This is a genomic window from Alteromonas sp. W12, from assembly GCF_001924945.1.
Taxonomy (GTDB): domain Bacteria; phylum Pseudomonadota; class Gammaproteobacteria; order Enterobacterales; family Alteromonadaceae; genus Alteromonas; species Alteromonas macleodii.
Genome location: NZ_LQXH01000007.1, coordinates 763,414 through 776,145 on the forward strand (window position 1 = coordinate 763,414; position 12,732 = coordinate 776,145).

A 12,732-nucleotide genomic window follows, 5' to 3' on the forward strand; every position below is an offset into this window, starting at 1 on the left:
TAATGACAACACCACTCGTATTTCATCCTATTTATAGCCAGTTAGATCTTCCTGAGCGACACCGATTTCCCATCGAGAAGTACGTAGGTATTCGCGATGAATTGTTAAATCGTGGTGTGGAAGCATCGCGTTTTGTTACTCCATCACCGGTTGATCTTTCTTTTCTCACTGCCTATTACGATCCGGACTATGTTGATGCACTAAGTACTGGCGCATTAGATAAGAAAGCCATGCGCCGCATAGGCTTTCCCTGGTCGCAGCAGCTGATTGAGCGTACCCGTACTGCCGTTGCTGGGACCTGTTTAACAGCCAAGCTAGCGCTAGAGCATGGAAAAGCATTGAATTTAACGGGCGGGTATCATCACGCGTTTGCTGATTTTGGTTCAGGTTTTTGCTTGTTCAACGATTTATATTTGGCAGCGAAAACTATGCAGCAAACCCCGTCCGTTGAAAATGTGCTTATTGTCGATCTAGATGTGCATCAAGGCGATGGCACAGCAAAACTTGCCGAAAACGACCGTGATATTTTTACCTTATCTATTCATGGTGAAAAGAACTTTCCCCACAGAAAGCAGCGTTCCGATATTGATATAGGGCTCGATAAGGGCACCGAAGACGATGAGTATCTAACTACGCTAGAACAAGCGCTAACGATGGTAATGAGACAATTTCAGCCCGATGCCATCATCTATGACGCAGGCGTTGATGTGCATGTAAACGACGACCTTGGTCATTTGCATATTTCTACGCAAGGCGTGTACGAAAGAGATACGCAAGTTTTTGCGTTAGCCGAGCGTTTAGGCGTTCCGATTGCTGCGGTAATTGGTGGAGGCTACCAAAGAGATATTGCAGCACTGGTAGATGTGCATATTCAGCTTTATCGCGCGGCAGGCGTGATTGATTAGCATACAGTGATGTCGAATTGAGAAGAGCACGCCATGCAAAAGCGGTTTGGCGTGCCCATCCTGTGTCTACGTGGTTATTTATTACAAAAAGTGCAGCTGAAAACCGATACCAATACGTTCTTGTGAGCGGTTATAGTCGATAAGCGAATCGCCATAGCCATTGAAGTATTGAAGCAAGACTTCATAGCGGTCAGAGATAGGGTAGGTGAAGTCTAGCTGGATGCTGCCTCGGTTCTCATCTACGTCGAGGTTATTTCGTAAAAGCGCCAGTACTTTAAACGCGCCAATTTTCCTTCCATAACCAAGTTCCATTCTACCGTAATAGTCTTGTATATCAGGGTTATCGTCGCCGGTAGGATCAAGCGGGTCTGTTTTCTCGTCTTCAGGAATACGGTACCACGTCTTTAGGTAGTAGATATCGTCATCGTCACTAAAGACAATAGAGGCAAATATACGGTTCCAGCTTCGAGAGCGCAGCCCGCTTTGACCGTTAGACATATGATTGAAACCAACTTGAAAGGTATTAAATTTGTAGCCAAGTACGGAATAATCGGCTGTTTCTTGCCAAAAGACTTCTGGTTCGTAATTGGTCTCGCGAAACGGCTTCGACGCTTCACTGTTATAAAGCTGCCAGAAAGAGGTAAGCGTAAAGCCAAAGTAAACACCGTCGAATCCTGTATCTTCCAAATAAAGTGGCAGCTTTGCGCTTACCTGAAATTTGGCTTCTTTATTGTCTATGTTCTCGTTTGTGAGTTCTTCACTGGCCACAGAGCTTGGGTTGGAAACGTAAGTGATTGGAAGTAGATAGTTTTGTCTATGCTGAGTGATAGCAAACACATTATCCAGTGCTTCTTTATCGCCTTCTAATCGGTTATCCAGTGCACTTTCCGTGATGGTGTCACGTTTGATGATATCGATAACTTCAATACCGCTTTCTTCCTGAGACGATTGATTTTCTTCATTTTCAACAGTGCGCTCTTGTTCACTATTTTCTAAAGATGACGCTTGTTCGCTTACCACTTCTTGTGATTGTTGAGCGCACACAGGCGTACAAGCAGCAAATGCTGCTAAAAATACAAAAGGCTTTAACACAGACACCTTTAATTCTCCGTAACGTGGGGTTGTTGTTATGCTTAACTGAAGTCCAGTGCTTGGCCTTCTGAAGATGCAAATACTTGTAGATTAGACTCTGCCACTGTGACGTATACATTACAATGGTTTACAACATCATCTATATCGTCATCAGTCCGTTCTGGATCATGACTATATAAAGCTAATTTTTTTGCGTTACATGCCATTGCTAGTTTCACCGCTTCTTCCGCGACCGAATGACCCCATCCGTTCTTCGCTGGCATGTCAGACAACATATACTGTGCATCGTGTATTAGCAGATCGGCATTTTGTGCAAATTTTGCGAAATCGATAAAGTCTGTTTCTTTTTTGTAGGGGGGGTAAAGCTCATTATCTGTTATGTAAGCCACCTTTGCATCATCGGCTTCAATACAATAGGCACTGCCACGACCGGGGTGGTTCATGGCTAAGCGAGTTATGGTTGCGCTTCCTACTGAAAATCGGCTTGTAGACTTGGGAATATCGACAATAGAAATGTTAGCTTTCAGCGCACTTCGGGGGACTGGAAATAACGACCCTTCCATTTGCTTTAAAATTTGATCAGGTTCATCAAGGAGGGTTTGACCCGGGTATATGTTGATTTCGCGTGAAGCCTGATAGATAGGCGCAAAAAAAGGGAAGCCTTGAATATGATCCCAATGGTTGTGGCTCAACAGCAGATTAATGGGAGTATCTTTTTGAATAAGGCGCTCGCCAAGCACGCGAATCCCTGTGCCAGAGTCGAGGATGATATCGGTACCATCCTCAAGCTCAATGTGAACGCATGCAGTATTACCACCATAGCGGACGTAAGCTGCTCCCGGGGTAGGGATTGACCCTCTTACGCCATAAAATGTTAACCGCATACGTCCTCTTTTCTAATCTAATCGGCGAGATCAGGCGCTAGAGTGCGGCTACAAAGTCCTTTGCTGCGCTAATATCTAACAACTGCTTTTCACCAGTACGTCTATTCTTATACTCAACCTGTTGATTATCTAGGTTTCTTTCACCAATAACAATGCTGTGAGGTATGCCAATTAATTCCATATCATTGAACATGACACCCGGACGCTCTTTTCTGTCGTCAAACAACACTTCTACGCCAAGGGCAACAAGCTCTTCATAAAGCGCTTCCGCTGCTTCTTTAATGCGATGAGACTTATGCATATTCATTGGTATTAATGCAATTTTAAACGGTGCAATAGGATCTGGCCACTTTATGCCAAATTTATCGTGGTTTTGCTCAATAGCTGCCGCAACAATTCGAGATACGCCTATACCGTAACAACCCATAGTTAAGGTTTGGTGCTTACCTGATTCGCTTAGTACGCCGCAGTTCATGGCCTCTGAATACTTGCTGCCAAGCTGGAAGATATGACCCACTTCGATGCCGCGTTTAATATCTAGCGTGCCTTTCCCGTCAGGAGATGCATCGCCTGCTACAACGTTGCGAATATCAACGCCAGTAATATCTTCAGACCAGTTTACGTTAATATTTACCTTACCGCCTGCGCCTGCGCCTGTAGTGAAGTCAGCAAGGGCAGCTGCACTGGCGTCAATAAAAGCGGGTACAGGCAGGTTGGTTGCATCAGCAAACAATGGTGACACGCCAAGAATATCTTTTGCTTGTTCAAATGATGCTTCAACAAGCGGGCTTGCAACGCTGGATAACTTCTCTGCTTTTACATCATTAAGCTCATGATCAGCACGAAGTACAAGGGCTACCCATTTATCAGAAACTACTTCTTCGCCTTTACTGTCTACTTCATTAGCGGCTTTCACTACTACGACTTTGACCGCGTTTGTCACTTCGGCTTCTACGCTTTTTAAGATAGCATTGAAATCTTTGCCTTTGGCATCTTTAGTCTCAACTGCAGCGCCCGATGCGACAGCTTTTTCAGGCGCAACAGCTTCAGCCATTTCAACATTGGCTGCGTAATCACTGTCGCTTGAGAAAGCGATATCGTCTTCACCTGATGCGGCAAGTACGTGGAACTCGTGAGAGTGATTACCACCAATAGAGCCAGAGTCGGCAATGACTGCTCTGAAGTCTAAGCCCATACGCGAGAATATATTGCAGTAAGCGTCGTACATTTTTTGATACGTTTCTTCTAAACAGCTGTCTTCTAAGTGGAAGCTGTACGCATCTTTCATGGTAAATTCACGACCACGCATAATACCGAAACGGGGGCGCACTTCGTCGCGGAATTTAGTCTGAATCTGGTATAGATTGAGCGGAAGCTGCTTATAGCTGCTAATTTCATTACGCACAAGCGCGGTAATAACTTCTTCGTGCGTTGGACCTAATACGAAATCTCGCTGGTGGCGGTCTTTAATACGAAGTAACTCTGGGCCGTACTCTTCCCATCGTCCAGATTCTTCCCACAAATCTGCGGGCTGAACAACGGGCATTAGCACTTCAATCGCGCCTGCTTTGTTCATTTCTTCACGAACAATATTGGCTACTTTATTAAGTACACGAAGACCAGATGGCAACCATGTGTATAGACCCGAGGCAAGCTTTCTGATCATACCAGCTCTTAGCATAAGCTGGTGGCTGATAACCTCTGCATCTGCAGGTGTTTCTTTCTGCGTGGCAAGCAAATATTGACTAGTGCGCATGTAAAGCAGGTATCCTGTTATAAATGTATTTATGACGGTTAGTGTGATGCTCTTTCGCAAACGGCAATTCGCAAAACAAAACATTGCGAAATGCTTGAACCGAGATAAGGTGTCACACGTTTGGGCGTATTCTAATTAACTGTGAGCTATTTCGCCACAGACTGTTAACACTAATAGTGTAATTATCCTAAATGAACCAGTTCGGTCACCTTAACGGCGGCATCTCTTATTTCAAACCCTACATCAATATCGTATAGCGTCACGCGGTAGGTTTTCTCATCATTTTCAATATGCTGTTTATAGGCTGGGCGAGGGTCTTGGGACAGTACCGCAGTCACCAAGGCAGAAAAACCACGGTGCTTTTTCTCTATTTCAGCAAGTGTGGGCTGGATTGTATCGGCGAATGATACGTCGCGATTGGGTATGGGGTTAATGTTATCAAGATTATCGCTGGCGCTAGGAACACTATCAGCGTACGCGATATAGGGCTTGATATCGACAAGCGGTGTGCCGTCGACTAAATCTACTCCTTCAACCACTAACTGTGTTTGTCCGTCAATGCTAACTACACCTTTGTTTTTCACCACAGACATGCCAATTCCATTAGGTCGGTGGGTACTGCGGCTTGCCAATACGCCCATAGTTGCATTACCACCTAGACGAGGGGCTTTTACCGTATTTTTCCAACCGCGTTCAATATTCTGGTGAAAGATAAAAAGCAGCCATAGGTGACTGTAATTCTCTATCCCTTTGAGCATATTGATATCGTTAAAGCCTTCTTTGAAGGTGATAACACCTTGGGCGTTAGCCAAGTTGGGCTGTCTTGGAATAGCAAACTTTTGCTTGAAAGGCGTAGCGACAGTCGCTATAGCCTCGAGAGAAAATGAATTGTGGGTATTCACGTTTTAGCCTTAACGAAGTCAAAAATGTGTAACGTTGTCATATTACTCACATAATTTGCAGGTAAAGTGACGTTTCAAGTGAAAGCTTGAGTCAAATAAACATCCTGCTTGTTAAAAGGAGCTGCTTATTTGGGTTCCCTGGAGTAATCCAATACTTTAGGCCTGCTCGCATCACGAGCTTATTCTCTTTTTAGTGCGTGTTTTTTACATTGCACAAAAAAGCAAGCTTCCCGTGTTTATCGAGCGGGCTTATTTTTTTTAAGCGTGTCTAACACACTCTCAAAATAAGGGCACCCAAGCGTCCGTGCTTTTGCAATGTTATGGCTGAATATCTTTTCGGCATCTTCTTCTTTCTTCATGTAGCGTGTGATATCAGCTTCACGAATCAAATGCAAAAGCGGGTAGGGTGAACGATTGGTATAGTTTTCAGCATCGTCTACGTCGCTACCGTCGAATACATAATTGGGGTGGAAGCTGGCAAGTTGGTAAGTGCCGCTGTATCCCCAGTCGTGCAGCATATTATCGCTAATAGCCAATACATCGAGATATTCGTTGAAATCAGCAAGGGTTGAATGCGTGAGTGCAATTAGTGTTGTAGCGGTGGTGTCATTCTCTTCTAAATGCCGCAACTCATCGTATAGCGATTGAACGACATTTCCCGCATCGCCCTCAATTACCACACACCGAATTTGATGAGGTGTTCTTACATAGCGCGCAAAGGGACAAAAGTTGTGTTTTATCACAATGTCGTCAACCCATTTAAGCGTTGCATCAATTACGTGCTGTTCCCATAAAGGAGATGTTGGTTCTGCCATAAAAGGTGTAGGTCAGTTTGAGTCTGTGTTCAACGTGAGGGGAGTATAAAACAAAAAGGCAGAAATTTGATTTCTGCCTAACATTTAGGTTGAACTATTTGTACTTTAAGAATGATATTTTACGTAAGCTTCCAGCGTATTCTCTATCAAACTGGCTACTGTCATCGGCCCAACTCCGCCTGGAACGGGGGTTATCCAGCCTGCGCGCTCTTTCGCTTTTTCGAAATCAACATCGCCAACAAGTGAACCATCATTAACGCGATTAATACCTACATCAATGACAATCGCGCCCTGCTTTACCCAGTCACCAGGAATAAAGTTCGGTTTACCTACTGCGACTACCAGTAGGTCTGCACGTTGAACGTGACTTTTAAGGTCCTGAGTGAACTTATGACAGGTAGTAACGGTGCAGCCTGCTAAAAGCAGTTCCAGGCTCATAGGGCGCCCCACAATGTTCGACGCACCTACAATGACCGCGTCTAAACCTTTTACAGGGCGCTTGGTTGACTCTATCATGGTCATGATGCCTTTTGGCGTGCAGGGACGTAGTGCAGGAATACGCTGTGCAAGGCGGCCAATATTGTATGGATGAAATCCGTCGACATCTTTATGAGGGTGAATACGTTCAAGTACCTTTTCTGCATTTAACCCTGCAGGTAAAGGAAGCTGTACCAGAATTCCGTCGATCTCTTTATCTTCGTTTAGCTCGTCCACTAAATTTAGCAAGGTCTCTTCTGTGGTATCAGAAGGAAGGTCGAAAGAGCGAGAAACGAACCCCACTTCTTCGCACGCTTTACGTTTATTGGAAACATAAACTTGAGAAGCTGCATCACTGCCAACAAGGACAACGGCTAGGCCTGGTTGTCTTTTACCTGCTTGCGTAAGCGATTCAACATAGGAGGTTACGTGTTGGCGAACTTGTTTGGCAATTAGTTTGCCGTCAATAAGATGGGCGGTCATAGTCTTGTACGATTCTTATATGGTTTGGTGGTCAACAAGTGCCCTATATTGTTTCATAAAATAGGACTAATACTCTAGTAGTTATTACTCTGCAATTATTCGCCACAAATGTTCAACGTAAACGACCGTTAATGGAAAGCCTGATGCTTACCCTTTAAAAGAAGCGCAAACCTAGGCTAAAGACAGGCAAATACAAGGGTAATTGTTCAAAAAAACGTGAGAATGGATGCTTTGTGAGCGGTTGATAATTTTATTTAAAAAAGTGTTTGACGAGGTGGGGGGATGTCAGTAATATTCGCACCCCGTAACGGCACAGAGGCTAACGCTTCAAGGTCGGTACGACAGTCGGTGAGTGGCGCAGCTTGGTAGCGCACTTGTTTTGGGTACAAGGGGTCGCAGGTTCAAATCCTGTCTCACCGACCACTTTTTGCAGCGAAGATTCGCCAAGCGCCCGTAGCTCAGCTGGATAGAGCAACGGCCTTCTAAGCCGTGGGTCGCAGGTTCGAATCCTGCCGGGCGCGCCATGCGAGTCAGGTAGGTCCTGATAGCAAGGCTGAATTTTCGTATTTACACTGCTAAAATAAAACGTGTAAATTGCAAACACACCCTATGGTGGGCGTAGCTCAGTTGGTAGAGCCCCGGATTGTGATTCCGGTTGTCGTGGGTTCAAGTCCCATCGTCCACCCCACTTTTTTGCGGAAGTGGTGGAATTGGTAGACACGCTGGATTTAGGTTCCAGTGCTTCACGGCGTGAGAGTTCAAGTCTCTCCTTCCGCACCATATTTTCAAGCTTTATCAAAAGCTTAATGTAAGCATTCCAGTCGGTGAGTGGCGCAGCTTGGTAGCGCACTTGTTTTGGGTACAAGGGGTCGCAGGTTCAAATCCTGTCTCACCGACCATTTATGCTTTCTTCGATTCAGTAAATACTTCTAGCTAAAAGTGATAAATCATCTGTGGGCTAGGGTATGAGTCGACTTTAACTATCGAGTAGCTATGTAAGATCCTGACAGCTCGGTAGGCGCTTATGTGTTTATCAATTCACACATAAGACTGAACAGGATTACTGTGGTGGGCGTAGCTCAGTTGGTAGAGCCCCGGATTGTGATTCCGGTTGTCGTGGGTTCAAGTCCCATCGTCCACCCCACTTTTTCGCGGAAGTGGTGGAATTGGTAGACACGCTGGATTTAGGTTCCAGTGCTTCACGGCGTGAGAGTTCAAGTCTCTCCTTCCGCACCATATTTAAAGCTCTCGCAGGGCTTTTCAAAAAGATATATCTGTCGGTGAGTGGCGCAGCTTGGTAGCGCACTTGTTTTGGGTACAAGGGGTCGCAGGTTCAAATCCTGTCTCACCGACCATTATCTTTCTCTCCTCTTTATTCATTGCTCAATAAATTCGCATAGATTCCGTCTTTTTCGCTATTTAGGCTATTAGTTTCGCTATTTGGTCAAAATGCGTTCAAATGGTTGTTACAAACTTGTGTTTGCCTCTCGACTCTTGTGGTATGCGGCTGTATACTACCGCGTCTTTTTTTAACCAGTACGTTTGTTTCAGGTTGGCTTTTTGACACAATTTCGTGTCCTAACTTTGATTTTATAAACGTCGAATAACGACCTCTACCCCGGAGTGATATGCAACTCTTGCATGACGGGAGAGGGGATTGAGAACAAAACGCCTGTAAAGGCGTATAGTTGAGGTAACATAATGCAAGTTTCAGTCGAGACGACCCAGGGTTTAGAACGCCGTCTTACTATCACCGTTCCAGCTGACACGGTTGATTCAGCAGTTAAGTCACGTCTACAGCAATTGGCGAAAACACAACGCATCAACGGCTTCCGTCCAGGTAAAGTTCCTGTAAACGTAATCAAAAAGCGTTTCGGCCAAGCTGTTCGCCAAGAAGTTGCTGGCGATGTTATGCAGCAAAACTTCTACCAAGCAGTGATTCAAGAAAAAATTCAGCCTGCTGGTATGCCGAAGTTTGAACTGACTAAAGACGAAGACGGTCAGGACCTAGAATTCACAGCATCTTTCGAAGTTTACCCAGAAGTAGAAGTGAAAGGTGTTAGCGATATCGAAATCGAAAAGCCAGTAGTAGAAATTACTGACGAAGATCTAGATAACATGATGGAAACACTTCAGAAGCAGCACGCAACTTGGAAAGAAGTTAAGCGTAAAGCGAAGAAAGACGACAAAGTTATCATCGACTTCGTTGGTTCTATCGACGGTGAAGAGTTTGAAGGTGGTAAAGCAGAAGACTTCGCTCTTGAGCTAGGTAAAGATCGCATGATCCCTGGTTTCGAAAAGCCACTTGTTGGCGCGAAAGCGGGTGAAGAAGTGACTATCGAAGTAACTTTCCCTGAAGACTACCACGCAGAAAACCTAAAAGGTAAAGATGCAGTTTTCCAAACTACCGTTAAGAAAGTAGAAGGCCTAAACCTTCCAAAAGTTGACGAAGAGTTTGCTAAACTATTCGGTGTTGAAGAAGGCGGTGTTGACGCACTTAAAGCAGAAGTTCGTAAGAACATGCAGCGTGAACTAAACCAGACGCTAAAAGCGCAAGTTAAAGAAGACGTTATTGCTAAGCTAGTTGAAGCTAACGAGATTGATATTCCTCAAGCGCTTATCGATCAAGAAGTGAATGCACTTCGCGAGCAAGCTAAGCAACGTTTCAGCCAGCAAGGCGGTGGTCAGAACCTTCCAGACCTACCAGCTGAGTTGTTTACTGACAACGCTAAACGTCGCGTATCTATTGGTCTTCTTCTAGGTGAAGTGATCAAGCAGAACGAACTTAAAGCAGACGAAGCTAAAGTTAACGAGATGATCGAAACTGCTGCTTCAGCGTATGAAGATCCGCAAGAAGTTGTTGATTACTACAACAACAACCAAGAGCTTATGCAACAAATGCAGAACGTTGCACTAGAAGAACAAGCTATTGAGTGGGTTCTTGAGCAAGCAAAAGTTACCGAAGTAACTAAAGCTTTTGACGAGGTTATGAACAAACAGGCGTAATTTTTTACTGTCTGATTGACATTACTTGTCAGCAACTGCTTAAATGCTCGGAGCCTTCCGAGCATTTTTGTTTTTAACGCTAGATAATCAAGGTAGCTATGACTAATACCCCGTTTGACCCAATGAATGCACTTGTTCCTATGGTTGTTGAGCAAACCTCTAAAGGTGAGCGCTCATACGACATTTATTCTCGCCTATTGAAAGAAAACGTAATTTTCTTGGTAGGACAAGTTGAAGATCACATGGCCAACCTCATCGTTGCTCAAATGTTGTTCTTAGAAGCTGAAAACCCAGAGAAAGATATTTTCTTATACATTAACTCACCAGGCGGTTCGGTAACTGCTGGCATGGCAATTTACGATACGATGAAGTTTATCAAGCCAGACGTGAGTACAGTATGTATGGGCCAAGCTGCAAGCATGGGCGCATTTCTACTATCTGCAGGAGCAAAAGGTAAGCGCTACTGTCTACCTAACTCGCGCGTAATGATTCACCAACCGCTTGGTGGCTTCCAAGGTCAGGCATCTGATTTTGAAATACACGCGAAAGAAATTCTGTCTATTAAAGAGAAATTGAATCGCCTTATGGCGGACCATACTGGTCAAGACTATGAAAAAGTCGCGCGTGACACAGACCGTGATAACTTCTTGAGTGCAACTGAGGCAAAAGAATATGGCCTTGTTGACCAAGTTTTAGCAAATCGATCTGACGTAGCCGCAACTAAGTAGTATAGTTATAGTAGACCTGAGCCAGTGCATAGCACGTTTTGGTTTTCGGCTCAGGCAAGGCAGAGGCAAAAGTAATGAGTGATAAGCAAAGCGGTGACGGTGATAATAAGCTACTGTACTGTTCGTTTTGTGGCAAAAGCCAACACGAAGTAAGAAAGTTAATAGCAGGCCCGTCGGTATTCATTTGCGACGAGTGTGTTGAGTTATGTAACGATATCATTCGCGAAGAAATTAAGGAAATCGCGCCTAAGCAAAAGCAGGACGCTTTACCTAAACCAAGTGAAATTCATGCTCACCTAGACGATTACGTTATCGGGCAAGAACATGCAAAGAAGGTATTATCAGTAGCGGTATATAACCACTACAAGCGCTTGCGCAATGGCGACGTTCACGAAGGCGTAGAACTTGGCAAAAGTAATATTTTGCTAATAGGACCTACCGGTAGTGGTAAAACGCTGCTAGCGGAAACCCTAGCGCGCCTGCTTGATGTTCCGTTCACCATGGCTGACGCAACCACGCTAACTGAAGCTGGCTACGTGGGCGAAGACGTTGAGAACATCATCCAGAAGTTACTGCAGAAGTGCGACTACGACGTAGAGAAAGCGCAGCGCGGAATTGTTTACATCGATGAAATTGATAAGATTTCTCGTAAGTCAGACAACCCATCTATCACTCGTGACGTTTCGGGTGAAGGTGTACAGCAGGCGCTTCTAAAGCTGATTGAGGGTACGGTTGCGTCTGTTCCTCCGCAAGGTGGACGTAAGCACCCACAGCAGGAATTCCTGCAGGTTGATACCTCTAAGATATTGTTCATCTGTGGTGGTGCGTTTGCTGGTCTTGATAAAGTTATTGAGCAACGCGCACAAAAAGACACGGGTATTGGATTTGGTGCTACGGTTAAGTCGAAAGACAACAGCAAACAAATCAGTGAACTGTTTAAGCAAGTTGAGCCTGAAGACTTAGTGAAATATGGGTTGATTCCAGAGTTCATTGGACGTCTACCGGTAGTAACAAGCCTTGAAGAGTTGAATGAAGAAGCACTAATTCAAATTCTACGCGAGCCTAAGAATGCAATCACCAAGCAATATGGTGCATTGTTCTCGATGGAAGATGTAGAGCTAGAGTTCCGTGACGATGCACTTAATGCTATTGCTAAAAAGGCAATGGATCGTAAGACAGGCGCACGTGGTCTTCGCTCAATCGTTGAAGCGGTTTTGCTTGATACTATGTACGACCTTCCTTCAATGGAAGACGTGAGCAAAGTTGTTATTGATGAAACCGTTATTCGCGGTGAATCAAAACCTATCTTGATTTACGACAGCAACGAAAAGAAAGCCGCCTCTGAATAGATGCTGGTTTTGTGAAAAAAGGCCCTTCAGGGCCTTTTTTTTGTTTTTAACATCCAAAGTTTCAGATCTCGCTGTCTAATCTGACCTACGTCTAACAAAAGGGTATACCTTGAAAATGGGTGATTTTTGAGCGGTTAAAACAAATCTCGCTATCCTTTCTACTAGATTTTTGCGTTTAGTATTGCCATTCGAGGCAAAATCGATAATGGTTATATTAAGGTCAACAGGCCCTAGAGCAGGGAAGGTAAGGTTAAGGAATTAACGCACTTTAATAAGTTTCGATTGAACTTTGCTCTTGCATCCCCATATAAAAATGACATTTCAAACTAATTGAG

At 44.5% G+C, this 12,732-nt stretch carries 10 protein-coding genes and 8 tRNA genes; 12 read left to right on the forward strand and 6 right to left on the reverse strand.

Annotated elements, in window-relative coordinates:
* Positions 1 to 2 precede the first annotated feature (2 nt).
* Positions 3 to 905: a histone deacetylase family protein gene (locus AWH61_RS10840; RefSeq protein ID WP_075177064.1), complete on the forward strand. Its 903-nt coding sequence runs from the start codon at positions 3 to 5 to the stop codon at positions 903 to 905.
* A gap of 81 nt (positions 906 to 986) precedes the next feature.
* Here the strand turns inward: AWH61_RS10840 and AWH61_RS10845 are convergent, their stop codons facing one another.
* The 6 genes from AWH61_RS10845 to folD form a co-directional block, all read right to left on the reverse strand.
* Positions 987 to 2,003, reverse strand: coding sequence for a phospholipase A (locus tag AWH61_RS10845; RefSeq protein WP_075177065.1), 1,017 nt, complete (start codon positions 2,001 to 2,003; stop codon positions 987 to 989).
* A 35-nt stretch (positions 2,004 to 2,038) separates the two neighbouring features.
* Complete coding sequence (locus AWH61_RS10850; RefSeq protein WP_014950153.1) at positions 2,039 to 2,881, reverse strand: MBL fold metallo-hydrolase; 843 nt, start codon at positions 2,879 to 2,881, stop codon at positions 2,039 to 2,041.
* 37 nt (positions 2,882 to 2,918) lie between these two features.
* On the reverse strand, positions 2,919 to 4,637 hold the full coding sequence (locus AWH61_RS10855; protein ID WP_075177066.1) for a proline--tRNA ligase: 1,719 nt from the start codon (positions 4,635 to 4,637) through the stop codon (positions 2,919 to 2,921).
* Between the two features lie 182 nt (positions 4,638 to 4,819).
* On the reverse strand, positions 4,820 to 5,539 hold the full coding sequence (gene tsaA / locus AWH61_RS10860; RefSeq protein WP_075177067.1) for a tRNA (N6-threonylcarbamoyladenosine(37)-N6)-methyltransferase TrmO: 720 nt from the start codon (positions 5,537 to 5,539) through the stop codon (positions 4,820 to 4,822).
* 236 nt (positions 5,540 to 5,775) lie between these two features.
* Positions 5,776 to 6,354 carry a DUF1415 domain-containing protein gene (locus AWH61_RS10865; protein WP_075177068.1) on the reverse strand — a complete coding sequence of 193 codons (579 nt, stop codon included), beginning with the start codon at positions 6,352 to 6,354 and terminating at the stop codon, positions 5,776 to 5,778.
* A gap of 105 nt (positions 6,355 to 6,459) precedes the next feature.
* The gene (gene folD, locus AWH61_RS10870) at positions 6,460 to 7,314 is read right to left on the reverse strand and encodes a bifunctional methylenetetrahydrofolate dehydrogenase/methenyltetrahydrofolate cyclohydrolase FolD (protein WP_014950149.1); all 855 of its coding nucleotides are present in this window, start codon (positions 7,312 to 7,314) and stop codon (positions 6,460 to 6,462) included.
* A gap of 346 nt (positions 7,315 to 7,660) precedes the next feature.
* On the opposite strand from folD, the gene AWH61_RS10875 reads away from it, so the two are divergent.
* The 11 genes from AWH61_RS10875 (at position 7,661) to clpX (ending at position 12,397) form a co-directional block, all read left to right on the forward strand.
* Positions 7,661 to 7,737, forward strand: a tRNA-Pro gene (locus AWH61_RS10875).
* A gap of 24 nt (positions 7,738 to 7,761) precedes the next feature.
* Positions 7,762 to 7,838, forward strand: a tRNA-Arg gene (locus AWH61_RS10880).
* Positions 7,839 to 7,926: 88 nt separating this feature from the next.
* Positions 7,927 to 8,002 (forward strand) — tRNA-His (locus AWH61_RS10885).
* A 7-nt stretch (positions 8,003 to 8,009) separates the two neighbouring features.
* Positions 8,010 to 8,094, forward strand: a tRNA-Leu gene (locus AWH61_RS10890).
* Between the two features lie 42 nt (positions 8,095 to 8,136).
* A tRNA-Pro gene (locus AWH61_RS10895) sits at positions 8,137 to 8,213 on the forward strand.
* 169 nt (positions 8,214 to 8,382) lie between these two features.
* A tRNA-His gene (locus tag AWH61_RS10900) sits at positions 8,383 to 8,458 on the forward strand.
* A gap of 7 nt (positions 8,459 to 8,465) precedes the next feature.
* Positions 8,466 to 8,550 (forward strand) — tRNA-Leu (locus AWH61_RS10905).
* A gap of 42 nt (positions 8,551 to 8,592) precedes the next feature.
* Positions 8,593 to 8,669 (forward strand) — tRNA-Pro (locus AWH61_RS10910).
* A gap of 346 nt (positions 8,670 to 9,015) precedes the next feature.
* Positions 9,016 to 10,320, forward strand: coding sequence for a trigger factor (tig, locus tag AWH61_RS10915; RefSeq protein ID WP_014950148.1), 1,305 nt, complete (start codon positions 9,016 to 9,018; stop codon positions 10,318 to 10,320).
* A gap of 98 nt (positions 10,321 to 10,418) precedes the next feature.
* Positions 10,419 to 11,048 (forward strand): ATP-dependent Clp endopeptidase proteolytic subunit ClpP, encoded by a 630-nt coding sequence (gene clpP, locus AWH61_RS10920; protein WP_014950147.1) that lies wholly within the window; start codon positions 10,419 to 10,421, stop codon positions 11,046 to 11,048.
* Positions 11,049 to 11,122: 74 nt separating this feature from the next.
* The gene (clpX, locus tag AWH61_RS10925) at positions 11,123 to 12,397 is read left to right on the forward strand and encodes an ATP-dependent protease ATP-binding subunit ClpX (RefSeq protein ID WP_014950146.1); all 1,275 of its coding nucleotides are present in this window, start codon (positions 11,123 to 11,125) and stop codon (positions 12,395 to 12,397) included.
* The last annotated feature ends 335 nt before the right edge of the window (positions 12,398 to 12,732 follow it).

Excerpts from the sequence above, each read along its gene's own strand:
- AWH61_RS10840 (WP_075177064.1), top strand. The coding sequence starts at position 3 with ATGACAACACCACTCGTATTTCATCCTATTTATAGCCAGTTAGATCTT.
- AWH61_RS10850 (WP_014950153.1), bottom strand. The coding sequence starts at position 2,881 with ATGCGGTTAACATTTTATGGCGTAAGAGGGTCAATCCCTACCCCGGGA.
- AWH61_RS10855 (WP_075177066.1), bottom strand. The coding sequence starts at position 4,637 with ATGCGCACTAGTCAATATTTGCTTGCCACGCAGAAAGAAACACCTGCA.
- AWH61_RS10865 (WP_075177068.1), bottom strand. The coding sequence starts at position 6,354 with ATGGCAGAACCAACATCTCCTTTATGGGAACAGCACGTAATTGATGCA.
- folD (WP_014950149.1), bottom strand. The coding sequence starts at position 7,314 with ATGACCGCCCATCTTATTGACGGCAAACTAATTGCCAAACAAGTTCGC.
- tig (WP_014950148.1), top strand. The coding sequence starts at position 9,016 with ATGCAAGTTTCAGTCGAGACGACCCAGGGTTTAGAACGCCGTCTTACT.
- clpP (WP_014950147.1), top strand. The coding sequence starts at position 10,419 with ATGACTAATACCCCGTTTGACCCAATGAATGCACTTGTTCCTATGGTT.
- clpX (WP_014950146.1), top strand. The coding sequence starts at position 11,123 with ATGAGTGATAAGCAAAGCGGTGACGGTGATAATAAGCTACTGTACTGT.